Genomic DNA, 15934 nt, shown 5'->3' with positions numbered 1-15934 from the left:
CTTAATTTTTCCTCAAAGAAATTTCGTTGACCTTTTTGTAAAACTCTTCAAGCCTTTGAGAAATCATCCAAGTGTACATCTCTTCTTGAAGGCCCGATAAAAGTTTTATTCCTTCATCGATCGTCTTTATTGTCCAAATATTAAACTTACCATCCTTTACGGCTTCTTGAACTTCCTTGGATAAAAACAAATTGTTTTTATTGCTGAAAGGAATCATAACACCTTGAGTGCCGGTAAAGCCTAAAATTTTACAGGTATTAAAAAAGCCTTCAATCTTTTCGGTGATACCGCCTACCGGCTGAACCATGCCGTGCTGGTTTAAGCTTCCCGTAACGGCTATATCCTGCCTCATCTCAAAACCGCCGATGGCAGAAATAAGGGCTAAAAACTCGGCGCAAGAAGCGGAGTCTCCGTCGATGTAGCTGTAGGACTGTTCAAAACAAATACTTGCAGAAATTGAAAGAGGAATATCCTTTGAGAATTTTTCCCGCAAAAGAGAAGTTATGATAAGGTGGGCCTTATCGTAGATTTCGCCCGAAAGGCCGGCTTCCCTTTCTATATTGATTATGCCTCCCGTCCCCGGGGAAGCTTGGGCCGTAACCGAAACGGGCACACCGAAAGAATGATATCCCCTTTCCTCTACGGCGAGGCCGTTTATTTTTGCAAGCTTGGAGCCCGAAACATCTATTAAAATTTCGCCCAGCTGAACCATCTCTGCAAATTTTTCTTCAGGAAGAGCATGAAGGTAGTGCCGCTTTTCGATTGTGTCGTTTAAGACGGCGGCGCAAATGGCATTCTTGTGTTGCTGCTTTGCATTAAAATCTGCTTCGATAATAAGGTCCGAAATTTTAGTGAATTGAGCCGTAAGAAGATGGCGGGAACCTGCAAGTTCAGACGCATAGGAAATCAGGCGGCTGTATCCCGAATCATCGAAGCTGAGAGCTTTTTTTTCTTTACAAAGGAACTCGGTCAAATGAATCAGGGCAGCAATGTTTTTATCGTTTTTTTGCATTACCGAATCAAATTCGGCACAGACCTTAAAGAGCTTGTAAAAGTCGGGGTCTTCCTGATAAAGAATATCGTAGGTGTATTCTCCGCCTATTATGATTATCTTAAAATTTGCAGGGAGAGCTTCGGGTTTAAAAACACTCGGAGTATGGTTCCCCGACGGGGGCATCTGTATTTCGATTTTGCCCGACTGCAAAACTCTTTTTAAATAGGACCAAGAGTCGTCTTCTTCAAGCAAGTCGTGAAGCCTTACTATAAGATAGCCGCCGAAGGCCCTGTGGACGGCACCTTCCCTTATGCGCAAATGCCCGTTAATTTCGGGAGCATCCGAATCGGAATGAGACTCGATAGTGCCGAATAAATTCGTAAAGCTGGGAAGATTTTCATTTATTACGTAATTTTTATCTTTATTATTTTCACAAATAAGATTGATAAGGTAGCGCCCGAAAAAGTTTTTCTTTATCCTGGAAGATTTAAATTCCGCACTGTAGATATTCATTCTGCTGATTAAATCTTCTTCGGCCTTTTTTAAAAATAAAAGAATCTTTTTATTGTCTTCGATCTGTTTGGGGTTATCGGATTTTGCCGTATAGGAATCGACCAGCTTTCTTAAAGGTTCGAGGGCTTCATTAATTATCGGCATAACGGAATCTTTTTGATGTTTTAGAAGGCTTTCGTCCATTGCAATCCTCTTATCCCGTAAAAGAGAAAAGAGCTCGGACATTTCATCGAGAGAAGCATAGTATTTTTCACGCAAGGCAGCCAGCTCTTGTTCGCTGAATTTTTTTCGGGCAGCCCTTGATTGAAGTTCGCTAAAAGAAACTTCCTTTCCCTTTATGATGGGAATTAAATCCAATGACTGATTGTTTTCATCTTTTATCTGCAATACCTTAAAACCCGTATGCAGCATCTTGGTCTCGAACTCCGTTATAAGCAGATTTTCTTCATTGTCGGTTTTGGTAACGATTTTTTTTTGCTCGGCCAAAAATCCTTCGGATTTTAAAAGAGCGAGAGTCTGTGTATGAATCTTACCTATAGCTTTTTTTATTTTATTGCGGAACAGCCTTCCCTCTCCGGCAGGAAAAAAAAGGGCTATAGGTTCAATCGGCCGGCTGAAGTTATAAGCATAGGCTATATCTTGAAGTTTTGCGGAATTTGGTTTATAATTCCGCAAGAGAGATGCTAGGACGGTTCTTCGGCCTGTTCCGGGTGCACCCATAACAAAAATGTTATAGCCTTCACCCTCTATGCCGAGTCCCAGTTCGATTGCCTTTAGAGCACGGTCTTGCCCGACTATCGCCGAGTCAAGCCCGTTATTTTTTAATTCCCTTATCTTGGATTCGGGAAAGGAAAATTCCAGTTCGTCAAGGTTTAATTTTTCTGCAGAACCGTTCATCATGTAAGCTCCTTAAATTGTACTTGTGAGGATATTATGTCTGATTTTTTTGTCAGCGAAATACTTGTTTTAATTTTACTGATTCTGCCTTTGATTCGTCCTTTTTCAAAAGCTCTTAAAACAGCCGGTGCAATCCCGCTTTTGCCTTTGGTCTCTTTTATAATTTTAATCTTTACAATCATGGGCCAAGGTTTAATCTTTTCTCTAATACCCGCAGTACTGATAGTCATAATCTGTATTATAACAGAATTTGCAAGATTTGTAATGTTTTTAAGGCAAGTTCCCAACAATTTTTATGCAATTCCCTCAATTTTGTTGAGAATTTTTCTCCTTATCTTGCTGGGCGGAGCTTTTTATGCAGCTTTTTATTTTTCCCCTGAAAGAGAATATGCAGTTTTTACTTCCGTTGCTGAGGCAGAAAAAATTTATTTTACCGATGATAGTAAAAAAACAGCAGGGACTTACTACAAGCCTGAACCTTGCAATAAAGAAAATGAAGCAATTATAATAGTTCCGCCCTTCCCGGCTGAAGAATATATCGGAACCTTTGACCGCTATCTTCTAAACGAAGGCTATAAGATTGCAAGTTTATCTCTTCCTAAAAGTAAGGGGTATAAATACAATCTCAAACACTCAGAACTTTTTTTTACGGTATTAAATTCCGTTTTAAAAAATAAAGAAGACTATTCCGAAAAACTGCAAGAAGAGGAATTAATAAAAACTTTATCTAAACTTACCGATTTTTTAAAAAAAACCGAACTATTTTTAATTGCAGAAGGCCCGCAAGTTCAACCTCTTTGCGATTATTACAATAAAAATCAGAATGCTTTTTCGAGAGCTTTTTTTATTGTCTCCGAAAATGAACCTCTGCCTAAAGGTTTAAAAGACGGATCATACATTATATTAAATGAAAAAGATTTAAAGTTTTCCGAAGACACGGCTCTTTTCCCTATATGTATCTTTATTCAATCAAAAGAAAATTTACCCGGTTTCGGCGATTTAAGAGGAAACGATATTCTTGCAAGTCTTTTACTGGGTGCAGAGCGTGATTTGGGAAGACAAGACAGAATAAAAACCGTTAAGGCCTTTGAAAAGTGGCTTAATCTTAGGTCAAGCCTTACGATAAAATAAATTCTTAATTTATGAGCATTATGTGCCGATAATTATTTTTGAGGTGGATTTTTATGGATGATTTTGTTGTCTGGGATGCCAGCTATGATTTGGGAATAGAACAAGTAGATAAGCAGCATAGAAGATTGGTAGAGCTGATAAACGAATTGTATCATGCCTGTCTGGGCGAAAAAGGAGCCTTGGAAGAAAAGTTTAAACAGGTAATGAAAGAACTTGTAGAATATGTAATGATTCATTTTAAAGATGAAGAAAGAATGATGGAAGAAATCAATTATCCGAACATCAAAGAACATAAACAAAATCATGAAGATTTTGTAAAAGAAATTTTACAATCCGTAAATGACTATCGCAACGGAAAACAATTTGTTCCAAATGCCTTTGTGCGGTTTTTACGTGATTGGCTTTTTAACCACATCCTAATCACGGATAAAGAAATGTCCCGTTTCTATTTTGCACATAAAAAATAAATAAAACCGCCTAAGCAAATTGCTTTTGGCGGTTTTTTATGATTTACTTCTTACCCTGCAATAAAATTGCAAAGGGATTGTATTTGGTTCCGTCATCATCCTTGCGGGAGCGGGGTTCGCCGACTTTTCTGTCGCCTCGATGGGCAGGAGACCTTTCACCCCTTGCTGCGGGACTTCTTTCTCCTCTTTCGGAAAGTTCCTTGCCTCCCTGCACTGCCGGTTTTCCGGCGGCGGTTTTAACGGTAAGGGTTTTGCCGTCCTTTGTTTTTACCACAAGCTTTTTAACCTCACTCTTTTGCTTTGCTGTAAGACGGGCGGTACCTCCGGAGCTGCCTTCTCCGCTTTTTCGGCTCAAAGAAATTCGGCGGCGGTCTTCATCAAGCGAAATAATTTTACACTCTACAATATCGCCTACTTTTACAGCCTCAAGCGGATCGGAAATATAGGAATCGCTCATCTCGGAGATATGTAAGAGGGCAGTTTCCTTTATCCCCAAATCTACAAAGGCGCCGAAGTCGACTACGTTTTTGATTTTTCCCTTTACGGTCATTCCGACTTTTAAGTCTTCAAATTGAAGAACGCCCTGCTGCATTATAGGCTTGGGGCAATCTTCACGCGGGTCGCGGTTAGGCTTTTTTAACTCTTCGATGATATCGTTTATGGTTTGATCTCCGATATTGTACTTAGTTTTTATCTCGCTTCGGAGCTCTCCCGATACTTCTTCATTTTTATGAATTATATCATAGATGATTTTTCCGGTTTCATAGTTTTCGGGGTGAACCCAAGAATTATCTAAGGGGTTGGAGCTTTCCGGGATTTTTAAAAAGCCTGCGCACTGTTCAAAAGACTTAGGCCCCATTCCGCTTACCTTTTTTAATTGTTCCCTGTCGGTGAAGATCCCTTCGGTCTCACGGCGGGCAACAATCTTTTTTGCAAGAGAGGAACTTACGCCCGAAACGTATTTTAACAAAGAAGCACTTGCAGTATTTATGTTTACACCTACATTGTTTACAACCGAACCCACAACGGCATCAAGCTCTTCGCTTAATTTTTTTTGGTTTAGGTCGTGCTGGTACAATCCGACTCCTATGGATTTCGGATCTATCTTTACAAGCTCAGCAAGCGGATCCTGCAATCTTCTTCCGATAGAAATTGCGCCCCTTATCGTTAAATCCAAATCGGGGAATTCTTCGCGGGCAACATCGCCTGCAGAATAAACGGAAGCTCCGTCTTCATCAACTACAGTAAACAAAACATCGGGACAAGATTCTTTTATAACTGCGGAAACTATTTCCTGTACCTCGTGGGAGCCCGTACCGTTCCCGACAGCGATGAGCTGAACATTGTATTTTTTTACGGCTTCCAGAACCAAGAACTTTGCTTCTTCAGTCTTGTGCTGATGCATAACAAAGGAGCCGAGGTATTTTCCCGTCTCATCGAGAGCGGCACACTTAGTACCTGTCCTTATACCGGGGTCAACTCCGAGAACTCTGGTACCTTTGATGGGCTGAGTCATCAAAAGATGCTTTAAGTTTTCACTGAAAATATTTATACCGTGTTCGTCAGCCGTATCGGCAAGATCGCTTCTGATTTCGCGCAAAACGGCAGGAGAAAGCAACCGCACAAGACCGTCAGCGACGGCTTCCTTATGGTAATCGTTATGAATGGTATAAGAGTTTAGTAAAAGAGAAATTGCATCTTCGATACTTACATCTATTTTTACTTCCAAAACGCCTTCCCTCTCTCCGCGGTTAATCGCAAGCACACGGTGAGGTTTAATTTCGTTTAAGTTTTCTGAATAATCCCAGTACATCTGATAAACTGAAGTTTTTGCAGCCTCTTCATCTCCTAATCCCTTAACTTCAAACTTTCCTGTCTTTATAAAATAATCGTGAATAGTTTTGCGGTTTTCGGTATCCTGAGAAATTTCTTCGGCAATTATATCGGCAGCACCTTGGAGAGCATCTTCAACAGTCGGAACATTGAGTTCTTCCGTTTCGGCATTTGTAACGACAAAGTCTTTAGCCTTCTCTTCAAGAGGGGCGACTTCAAGCTCTTTCATTAAATCGGCTAAGGCTTGTAAACCTCTTTCAACGGCAAGCATACCGCGGGTTTTCTTTTTCTTTTTGAAGGGAAGCCAAATATCTTCAAGCTCGGTAAGAGTGGCGGCCTTCATTATATTTTCATAAAGAGAGTCGGTCAACTTTCCTGCTGCAAAAATTCCGCGGACAATTTCAAGACGGCGAGTTTCCAGATTTGTATAAGATTTAAACAGACGGTCGGAATCCCTTACTTGAACTTCATCAAGAGAACCGTGCATTTCTTTTCGGTAACGGGAAATAAAGGGGATGGTGCATCCCTCATTGACCAAACTTATAACTGCAGAAACTTGAGCTGTCTTTATGTTCAGCTCTTCTGCAATACGTTTCATAATATCTACCTCGTTTACACTGAGGCCTTCAATAAACTCATTTGTAAATTCCATAATAAAACGAGTATATACCATAAAAAAAAGAAAATCAAGGGCTTAAAACGGGGCTGCAATTTGAGAGTCCTATTTTAACTCTCCGCTTGTAACAGAAAATACATTGTCTTCTTTTTTTGTTTGAACCTTTATATCGCCTATCGGATTCCATTGAACCAAAAATGTTACTGTGGGTACAAGTTCATAGCGGTTTCTTCCTCCGGTCTTTCTTAAAACGGGTTTTATTGAATATGAAAACTTCATAAGCCAATCTTTTAAATAGTGAGTTAAATCAAAGTTAAGAGATTTTAATTTAAATCCAGACTGCAGTCTTGACCTCTCATCCCAAAAATAAAAAGAATAAGCCAAATCTTTTAATATGTTTTTTTCTCCGGGCATGACAACAGGCAGATTGATAACATCTTGAAAATATCTTGCAATAACATCATTGCGGGATAAGGCACTAAAGCTTATATCTAAAAATTCATGTATTTTAAAAGTCAATTTAGGAGAAAACGAAAAAGAAGAATCCGTAACACGTATTAAATTAAAATTAAGAGAAGAGTTAAACGAAAACTGTAATTTAATTCTGTTTTTCCATGCATAAACTTCAATAGGTTTGGATGAATTTGAAAAATTTAGATCGAATGAACGGGGAATAAATTTTTTATAGGGTAAGGCTTTCCATCCCGAAGAGGGTTCCAATTTATATGGAGTATCGTAACTCATTGCATAAACTGCCGACATATAAGTCCATGAAAAAGATGCAGCATATTTTTCACTCCGCTTTTCTTCGATGTTATAAACATATGATTGCCCCAATGAAATATTATAAGGAAACGAAAAACTTAGATTGACATCAAAGGGATCCCAATACCATTTTTTTAAAGCATTTTCTTTTTCAAATAATTTTGTGAACAAATTAAGTTTTCCGTAAGGAAAAGAGAAGCCTCCCGTAAAAGAATAAGCTTGTAAAAGCGGACTTAAATTTATGGATGAACTAAGTAATTGTGTATAGCCTTTTATATTGATACCCAAACCTGCAGAAAAAGCATGAGTCTTGATATACTCTTTATCCCATTTTGCTCCTATATTTTTCCATTCAGGTTTTGCAACAGTGCCTTTGAATTTACTTTGAAGAAGAACTTCCGAAATAGACCATTCCAAAAAAGTCGGTTTAAACAATTCGTTCGAAATAAAAGGATTTAATTTTAAACTGTTCGTATTATTCAGCGTATAAACATTCAATTTATAATTGTTTAACTGTAATTTATCTTGTTCTGTTTTGTCCTTATGCCATGTATGTTTTTGATGATTACCATTCAATTCGAATGAATTGGATAAATTCAAAAAACCTTTATTGTACGAAAACCGGCTGTCGATCTTTGCTTGTCCTGTTAACTTATAATAATTTGAGGAGAAATTATTCCAGTTGATATCAAAAGGCTTTTTCCATTCTTTATGATCAAAGATTAAATCTTGAAAAAATGAACCGCTTAATTTATAGGTCAAATCATAATCTATAAAATTTAAAGCCCGCTCGGTTTTTACTCCGTCAATTTTATAGCCGGGAAATAACTCGCTAGAAAAAACCGGAACTTCATCTTTTTTCTTTTCATCATTATTTGCTTTATCGTTTTTATCATTTTCCGTATTTGTACTGTCAGGTTTTTCTTCGAAAGGATTTTTAATACCTGCAATATCTTGTTTTTGTTTTTTATCTTTTTTTTGTGTCAGCATTGATGTAGAAAAAATTGTTCCCCCGAGTCCGGCCCTTAGTTCCGGGAGAATATTTTTAGGATAATAAAATAATCTGTCGGGAGCATACAAAGAATCATTTCCCGTAAGGCTTTTATTTTCTTTAGATTCAAAATTCACTTTTCCCGAAAAAGACTCAAGCGACATATAAGTTATCCAAGGACGCAATACGGGAAAACTCGGATTTATCGAGCTGTCAATTTTCCATGAATAGAAGGGTTCACCGGCAGGACTTTCTTCGGCAGCTATTTTATCTTTATTTAAAAAGTATTTAAACCAATTCATGTCCTCACTTCTTCCCATAAAATCTTTTTTAAAAAAAGGATCCGAAATAAAAGGAAAAGAAATTGAAACATTAAAAGGGCTTTTTGTCATGCTCATGCTAAAATTAAAACTGTATCTAAAAGGAACTATTTTGCCGAAAAAGTTTGCCTTATTGACGGCTTTTTCTTTGCCGAGATCGCCGTATTGACTAAATAAAAGGCCGTTCCCCGGGTATAAGGTATAAGAAAATCCTAAAAGGCCGTGAAAATCAATTTGTTTCACATATCCTTTTTTCGGAATAAATTTTCCGTCGATACCTGTCATATATCCGAGACCGGAATAAGCATCGGCTATAAGCTTTAAATACGAATCGCCTGTATCTGAAGCCGGTTCATCCAGTTTTTTAAAAAACAAGCCTTCAAGTTTTTGCTTTTTTACCGTATCGCTTTGCATAAAATTTGAAAACGAAGTGGCTTCATCGCTTTTAGGAATAGGTTTACGTCCAAGAAGATAAGTAGTCGTTTGTACAAAAGCTCCTTCCCTATTTTTAAATCCGAAGACAGGATGAAAAAGCATCTCATCCGAAGGATAATAAAAAAACGGAAAATACATTACGGGAACAACACCCACCGATAAAAAGCCGTTAAAAAAAGCCATTTCGTTTCCGGGTAAAATCCAAAGACGGCTTGCTCTAATAGACCACAGAGGATATTTTTCTTTACTGGTCGTAAGCAGGGCATCCTTAAAAGCTATGGCTCCGCTTTCATTTCTTCCTGCAAGCCCTGTGTGAATTCTAAAAGGGTCTTGCCCTTTTTTTGCAGGAGCCTGTTCTATAATTCCGTCAACGAATACGCCTTCAAGTTTTTTAATATTAAAAATCAAAGCTTCGCCGTTAAAACTTTCACCTTCATCGGATCCTATCTTTCGTGTATACACAACATTTCCAATTGCAGTCAAAGTTTCCCGTGTTTTATTGTGAATTATCTTATCTGCCGTAATAGTAGAAACGGAAGTCTCATCAGCGACCGAAATTGAAACGAGCCCGGTAAAAATAACCAGCTCATCTTTTTTTTCTTTTTCGGGTTTAGCCTCATCGCTATCCTTTTTGGTCTCAGCGCCGGCAGCTTCAGTTCCCTTATCAATCGGCTCGGTTATTGGGGCAGCCGGCACCTTCACATACTCGGTAAGCTCTGCAGAGTTAATCGTAATTTTTATTGTATTTTCCGATTTTTCTTCGGCCTTTAAAACATTTGCCGAAAAGAGAAATACAAAAAAGATTAACCCCTGCAAAACTTTTTTCATTATTCCGTCTTACCTGACTCGGTCAAGCATTTCCTTTATGTAATATCCCGTATAGGATTTTTTTATCTTTGCAACTTCTTCAGGGGTGCCCTCGGCTATGATCTGCCCTCCGTTGGTTCCGCCTTCGGGGCCGAGGTCGATAATCTTATCGGCTTGCAGGATAACGTCAAGATTGTGTTCGATCATAACGACGGTGTTTCCCTGATCGATCAGGCGGTGGATAACCTGCATGAGCTGCTTGACATCTGCAAAGTGTAAGCCCGTTGTCGGCTCGTCCAAGATATAGAGGGTCTTGCCCGTAGAGCGCTTGGCAAGTTCGTTTGCAAGTTTTACACGCTGAGCTTCTCCGCCTGAAAGGGTAAGGGCCGATTGCCCCAGCTTTATATAGCCCAAACCTACAGATAAGAGGGTTTGAAGTTTTCGGGCAATGTGAGGAATGGGAGCAAAAAATTCCGAGGCTTCCTCGATGGTCATATCCAAAACGTCGGCAATGTTTTTGCCCTTATAGCGGACATCGAGGGTTTCCTTGTTAAACCTCTTTCCTCGGCAAACATCGCAGGCTATATAAACATCGGGCAAAAAGTTCATCTCGATTGTGAGGGTTCCGTCTCCCTGACAATGCTCGCACCTTCCGCCCCGCACATTGAAAGAAAAACGGCCGGGCTTATAACCTCTCGCCTTCGATTCGGGAAGGCTTGCAAAAAGATCCCTTATCCCCGTAAAAACGCCTACATAGGTTGCCGGGTTTGAGCGGGGCGTTCTTCCTATGGGGCTTTGATCGATATTGATAACCTTGTCTATGTGTTCAAGGCCGTTTATCTTTTTATAGGTTCCTTCAGGAATGGAGGAACGCATAATCTTGTTTGAAACTGCAGGATACAAAACATCAGTCAAAAGGGTGGACTTTCCCGAACCCGAAACTCCGGTAATGCAGGTGAAGACTCCCAGGGGAATCTTTATCGAAACATCTTTTAGGTTATGCTCGCTCACGCCTGAAAGCTCCAAGGCCTTTCCGTTCCCCTCACGCCTTTTTTCGGGGATATCCATTTTAAGGGTACCTGCAAGATATTGGCCGGTTAAACTGTCTTTTACCCTTGCCACTTCCTCAGGCGAGCCTTGCGCCGTAATGTTTCCACCGTGAACGCCTGCCCCGGGGCCTAGGTCTACAATGTAGTCGGCCGTGCGGAGAGTCTGCTCGTCATGTTCTACAACGATGAGGGTGTTCCCCAAATTGCGCAAATATAAAAGGGTATCGATAAGGCGCTGGTTATCCCTTTGATGAAGTCCTATCGAAGGCTCATCCAAAATATAAAGAACGCCTATCAAGCTTGAACCTATCTGGGTCGCAAGCCTTATGCGCTGAGCTTCCCCTCCCGAAAGGGTTGCAGCCTTTCTTTCGAGGGTCAGGTAATCGAGTCCGACGTTTTTCATAAACTCCAAGCGGGCCTTAATTTCTTTTAAGATTTGAGCGGCTATGTGTTCTTCCGTTTCGGAAAGTTTTAGTTTTTCAAAAAAATCGATAGAATCCCCGACCGAAAGGCAGGTGAGCTCATGAATGTTTTTATTCCCCACCTTTACGGCCAGCACTTCGGGCTTAAGCCTCATCCCTCCGCAGGTTTTGCAGGGTTTTATCGACATAAATTTTTCGTAGTACTCCCTGACAGAGGCCGAGTAAGATTCGTTATATTTGCGGTTCATGTCGGCCATTATGCCGGGCCATGGGCGGTTATAAGAGTACTTGCCTGTTCCGCTTTTAGCCGTGTACGAAAACTGAATCTTCGTGTCGCCCGAACCCTCCCAAAGGATGGCTTGAATCTTTTTGGGGAGCTTATTTAGGGGCGTATCAAGGGAAAAGCCGTATTGGGCCGCGAGAGCTTCAAAGCGCACCCTGTTCCAGTCCGATTCGGGGTTATACGGAACAAAGACGCCCTCGTTAAAAGAAAGGCTCTTATCGGGGGCTATGAGGTCCTGGTCAAAGTGCTGCGTCATTCCGAGGCCGGTACATTCCGGGCAGGCCCCTATAGGGTTATTAAAAGAAAAAAGGCGGGGCTGTAATTCGGGCATCGAAATCCCGCAGTCCGAGCAGGCATTTTTTTGCGAAAAGAAAACCTCGGTTACAGGAGAATCCTTGGTGTCCTGCCTTGTAGCAAGAAGGGTTCCGCCCGAACTTTCCAAGGCAGTTTCCACGGATTCGGAAAGCCTCTTCCTTACATCGCCCGACAGTTGAATTCGGTCTACGATTATTTCGATTGTGTGCTTTTTTTGTTTGTCGAGCTTTATTCCGTCTTCAAGGTTTACGAGAAGTCCGTCGATGCGGGCACGCACAAAGCCTGCGGCAATCGCATCGCTTACAATCTTTTGGTGCTCTCCCTTTTTTCCCTTTATGATGGGAGCCAGAATCTGAACGCGGGTTCCTTCAGGCCAGGCCATAATGGTGTCTATAATCTGGTCAACCGTCTGCTCTTTAATCTCTTTTCCGCAAGAAGGACAGTGGGCGTGCCCCGTACGGGCAAAAAGGAGGCGGTAGTAGTCGTAAATTTCCGTTACCGTGCCGACCGTGGAGCGGGGGTTACGGTGAGTAGTCTTTTGTTCGATAGAAATAGCGGGAGAAAGACCTTCAATGTAGTCCACATCGGGCTTATCCATCCTGCCCAAAAACTGCCTGGCATAGGCAGAAAGAGACTCGACATAGCGGCGCTGCCCCTCGGCAAAGATGGTATCAAAGGCGAGGGAGCTTTTTCCCGAACCTGAAAGACCCGATATAACGATGAGCTTATCGCGGGGAAGCTCCACATCAATGTTTTTTAAGTTATGTTCACGGGCACCCTTTACGATGAGCTTATTTAGGTGTCCGCCTTGGTTTTGATTTTTCATAAGAAAATATTATACACAAAAAAACGGGTTTTGGGAAGATGAAGAGGAAACGGAACAGGACTTACGCATAAGTAGTAGGAGTGCCCATTAAAATCTTTTGACAATTGAAAAATACGCTGTCTATGATATAATCGACTTATGGGAGATGTAGTCATGAGTAGTCCAAACCGCAAATACAAGGACTCGGTTTTCGTTGATTTGTTCAGTGAAGATGAAAAAGCCAAGGAAAACTTTTTATCGCTCTATAATGCCTTACACGGTACGGAGCTTAAAGATACAGAGCAGTTAAAAAACATCAGGCTTGCCCAAGTTCTGTATATGACATTCTATAACGATGTATCGTATCGTGTAGATAACAAAATAATAGTTCCGGCTGAACATCAGTCGACAATAAGCCCCCAATATGCCCCGTCAAGGAATGTACTTCCGTGTACATTCCTTGACTGCGACTTTGCGTACCGCAAACATCGCTTTTGTATGGAACCATCGCCATCCTTTATTGGAAAACTGCAAAACGATGTATGAGTACACCGTGCGGAAGAACGAGAAATAGCCTTTATTCTGCAAATGACAGGACTGTCCAAAGAAGAGATCGAAAAACTGTAATAAAGGACGAATGTCGAAGTGCACCTCGTCACTTGGACTTAGTACTTCCCCATTCGCACTTCAAACTTTAACATTTTTCTCTTGACAGCTCCGCCCCTTTCCCCTATAATATTCGCATGGTACAAAAATTTATTGCACCGAAAAAAAATTAAACTTTTTCTCAAAAACTACTAGACAAGATAGTAGTAAATACTGTATAGTACCCCCCCCCCCCCGAATTTTTTTGGAAATATGCGGACACCTACTTCCTTAGTGCAAAAAAATTAATCCTCAAAATATTAAAGATACGTCTGCGGTTAATTTGCTCTTGCGGTTTGTATCTGCCTCGCCTATTTGCAAAAAAGATTATCACAACATTACACAAGGAGCATTACGGGGAAGACGGTATCTACTTGCCGCTTCCCCATAATTGACCGGCCGAATAATGGGTAATTACTAATTACACAAGTTTCCAAGTTTCTTTCTTACCAATTAAAAATTAAATAAAAGGAGTTTAAAAAATGAAAAAACAAAAAAAACGTTTTTCGATGAAGAATAAACTGTTAATAGTATTCGGTCTGCTGATCTTTATAGCCGGAATTACACTATCGCTTTTCGCAATACGTGTCGCACGCAGAGCTGTAATGGAAAAAATAGAAATACACCTAAAGGATAAGGCAACAGACACCGCAGAAATTATTGATGGAAGAATAATGGCAATGTTTCAATTCTTGGAAGGAGTATCACGTATGCCTCAAATTCTGGATCAATCGGTTTCTTATCAAACCAAAACAGATATACTCATCAAAGAAGCAAAATTTAACCCGGCGTTAGAAGATTTATATATTGTTGATATTACGGGTATTCAATTTTACTCTAATGGTAAACAAGAAGACTATTCAAAAACTTATTGGTTTCAAGAAGCGTTAAAAAAGAAAAAAATTATTACCGAACCTTACAAAGGAACATATAATGAAAAAATTTTTATCACATTTTCTTTACCTGTGTATGATGATAGCAATAATATAATAGGAGTATTGGGAGCAGATATTCTAGCAAAGCAACTCTCCGATCAGATTGACGACATTGTAGTAGGACAAACAGGAGAATGTTATATCTTAGATAAGTCTGGAAGTACTGTTGCCGATAAAGATTTCAGTTTAGTCGAAACACGATCAAATGCCTATGAAGAATCTAAAACCGATCCGGCTCTTGAATCTTGCGGTTTATTTGAAAAAATGGCGGTTGAAATGAAAAAGCCTTCAGTAGGATATTTTGAATACAAGAGTGTAAAAAAAATAGCTTCGTATGCAAAGATGAAAAATACTGACTGGACAGTAATCGTTGATGCCCCCATAGAAGAATTCATGGGAACAATTGCTGAACTAAGGCTTGAAATGATTATAATAGGCTTAGGCATTTTGGCTTTAAGTTTGATTATTATTTTTATTGTTGCACACCGCATGATAAAGCCTATAAGCCTTGTAGTACGCGCACTCAAAAACATAGCTCAAGGCGAAGGAGATTTAACCGTCCGTCTTCCCTTAGTCGGTAATGATGAGATAACCGACTTGTCTGAATATTTTAATCAGACAATTAGCAAAATCGGATCTTCCATTAAAACAATAGGAGAAAACAGCAACGAAATGACCAACATCGGTACAGAGCTTGCAAGCAATATGACCGAAACTGCCAGTGCTGTTCATCAAATAAGCGCCAACATTGACGGTGTAAAGCAACAAGCTCTTACCCAGTCTGCAAGTGTAACTGAAACGGCATCCACAGTTGAAGAAATTATCCGCACCATAAAGCAGCTTAACGGAAGTATCGAAAACCAAGCCGCATCAGTTGCAGAATCTTCTTCAGCTATCGAACAAATGGTAAGCAATATAGCTTCAATTACTCAAACTTTGGATAAAACAAATGATGTAGTAAAAAAACTTGCTTCAGCCACTGCTGACGGAAAAGAAACGATTGGCGAAGCAAATAATGTTACTCAACGCATAGCAGAAGAATCAGGCGGACTTTTGGAAGCCTCAAATGTTATTCAGCACATTGCAAGCCAAACAAACCTTTTAGCAATGAACGCCGCAATTGAAGCCGCACACGCAGGCGAAGCGGGCAAGGGTTTTGCCGTTGTCGCCGATGAAATCAGGAAACTCGCAGAAGAATCCAGTACTCAAGGCAAAACTATCACCTCAACACTAAAAGTACTGTCGGGTGAGATTGAAGCCTTGTCAGCGTCCGCAAAAACGGCAGAAGAAAAGTTCAACGCCATCTTCGCCCTTTCGGAACAAGTAAAAACTATGAGCCAAAACCTGATGGACGCTATGCGGGAACAGGAAAACGGAAGCAAGGAAGTTTTAAGCGCAATCCGCGACATAAATATGGTAACAAGCCAAGTAAACGACGGTTCTGCTGAAATGCTCAAAGGCGGCGAGAATGTGGCACAAGAAATGCGCAAACTTGACGAACTTACCCGAATCATCACCGACAGTATGAACGAGATGGCTTCGGGAGCCGTGCAAATCAGCAACGCCGTCCAAGATGTAAACGAGATTAGCAAAAAAAATAAACACAGCATAGAAAATCTGTCAACAGAAGTCGGAAAGTTTAAAGTTTAGCAAAAACACTCAAAGTCCAAAAATGTACAAGGATGTACATTTTTGGACGGCACTTGAATTT

7 protein-coding genes and 1 pseudogene are annotated in these 15934 nt (G+C 40.3%); 4 read left to right on the top strand and 4 right to left on the bottom strand.

Annotated features, from left to right (window positions below):
* Nucleotide 1 precedes the first annotated feature (1 nt).
* Entirely contained in the window at nucleotides 2-2407 is a 2406-nt protein-coding gene (locus E4O01_RS02115; protein WP_253693890.1) for a Lon protease family protein, read from the bottom strand.
* A 33-nt stretch (nucleotides 2408-2440) separates the two neighbouring features.
* Between E4O01_RS02115 and E4O01_RS02110 the strand changes: the two genes are divergently transcribed.
* The gene (locus E4O01_RS02110; RefSeq protein ID WP_253693887.1) at nucleotides 2441-3535 is read left to right on the top strand and encodes a hypothetical protein; all 1095 of its coding nucleotides are present in this window, start codon (nucleotides 2441-2443) and stop codon (nucleotides 3533-3535) included.
* A 53-nt stretch (nucleotides 3536-3588) separates the two neighbouring features.
* Nucleotides 3589-4002 carry a bacteriohemerythrin gene (locus tag E4O01_RS02105; protein WP_253693884.1) on the top strand — a complete coding sequence of 138 codons (414 nt, stop codon included), beginning with the start codon at nucleotides 3589-3591 and terminating at the stop codon, nucleotides 4000-4002.
* Nucleotides 4003-4045: 43 nt separating this feature from the next.
* Here E4O01_RS02105 and E4O01_RS02100 read toward each other — a convergent pair whose 3' ends face one another.
* Genes E4O01_RS02100 through uvrA form a run of 3 tightly spaced genes read right to left on the bottom strand, consistent with a single transcriptional unit; the run spans nucleotide 4046 to nucleotide 12664 of the window.
* Nucleotides 4046-6508: a helix-hairpin-helix domain-containing protein gene (locus tag E4O01_RS02100; RefSeq protein ID WP_253693881.1), complete on the bottom strand. Its 2463-nt coding sequence runs from the start codon at nucleotides 6506-6508 to the stop codon at nucleotides 4046-4048.
* 48 nt (nucleotides 6509-6556) lie between these two features.
* Nucleotides 6557-9790: an LPS-assembly protein LptD gene (locus E4O01_RS02095; protein ID WP_253693878.1), complete on the bottom strand. Its 3234-nt coding sequence runs from the start codon at nucleotides 9788-9790 to the stop codon at nucleotides 6557-6559.
* 9 nt (nucleotides 9791-9799) lie between these two features.
* Entirely contained in the window at nucleotides 9800-12664 is a 2865-nt protein-coding gene (uvrA, locus tag E4O01_RS02090; RefSeq protein WP_253693876.1) for an excinuclease ABC subunit UvrA, read from the bottom strand.
* Between the two features lie 153 nt (nucleotides 12665-12817).
* On the opposite strand from uvrA, the pseudogene E4O01_RS02085 reads away from it, so the two are divergent.
* Both E4O01_RS02085 and E4O01_RS02080 read left to right on the top strand, forming a co-directional pair.
* A pseudogene (locus tag E4O01_RS02085) lies at nucleotides 12818-13063 on the top strand (hypothetical protein); the annotation flags it as partial.
* Between the two features lie 707 nt (nucleotides 13064-13770).
* Nucleotides 13771-15873: a methyl-accepting chemotaxis protein gene (locus E4O01_RS02080; RefSeq protein ID WP_253693873.1), complete on the top strand. Its 2103-nt coding sequence runs from the start codon at nucleotides 13771-13773 to the stop codon at nucleotides 15871-15873.
* Nucleotides 15874-15934: the final 61 nt, after the last annotated feature.

The sequence above is a fragment of the Treponema sp. OMZ 790 genome, from assembly GCF_024181285.1.
In the GTDB taxonomy this organism is placed as follows: Bacteria; Spirochaetota; Spirochaetia; order Treponematales; family Treponemataceae; genus Treponema_B.
This window is presented reverse-complemented; position numbering and strand designations above follow the sequence as displayed.

What these genes read in the sequence shown, in the direction of transcription:
- E4O01_RS02115 (WP_253693890.1), bottom strand. Translation starts at nt 2,407, where the DNA reads ATGATGAACGGTTCTGCAGAAAAATTAAACCTTGACGAACTGGAATTT.
- E4O01_RS02110 (WP_253693887.1), top strand. Translation starts at nt 2,441, where the DNA reads ATGTCTGATTTTTTTGTCAGCGAAATACTTGTTTTAATTTTACTGATT.
- E4O01_RS02105 (WP_253693884.1), top strand. Translation starts at nt 3,589, where the DNA reads ATGGATGATTTTGTTGTCTGGGATGCCAGCTATGATTTGGGAATAGAA.
- E4O01_RS02100 (WP_253693881.1), bottom strand. Translation starts at nt 6,508, where the DNA reads ATGGTATATACTCGTTTTATTATGGAATTTACAAATGAGTTTATTGAA.
- E4O01_RS02095 (WP_253693878.1), bottom strand. Translation starts at nt 9,790, where the DNA reads ATGAAAAAAGTTTTGCAGGGGTTAATCTTTTTTGTATTTCTCTTTTCG.
- uvrA (WP_253693876.1), bottom strand. Translation starts at nt 12,664, where the DNA reads ATGAAAAATCAAAACCAAGGCGGACACCTAAATAAGCTCATCGTAAAG.
- E4O01_RS02080 (WP_253693873.1), top strand. Translation starts at nt 13,771, where the DNA reads ATGAAAAAACAAAAAAAACGTTTTTCGATGAAGAATAAACTGTTAATA.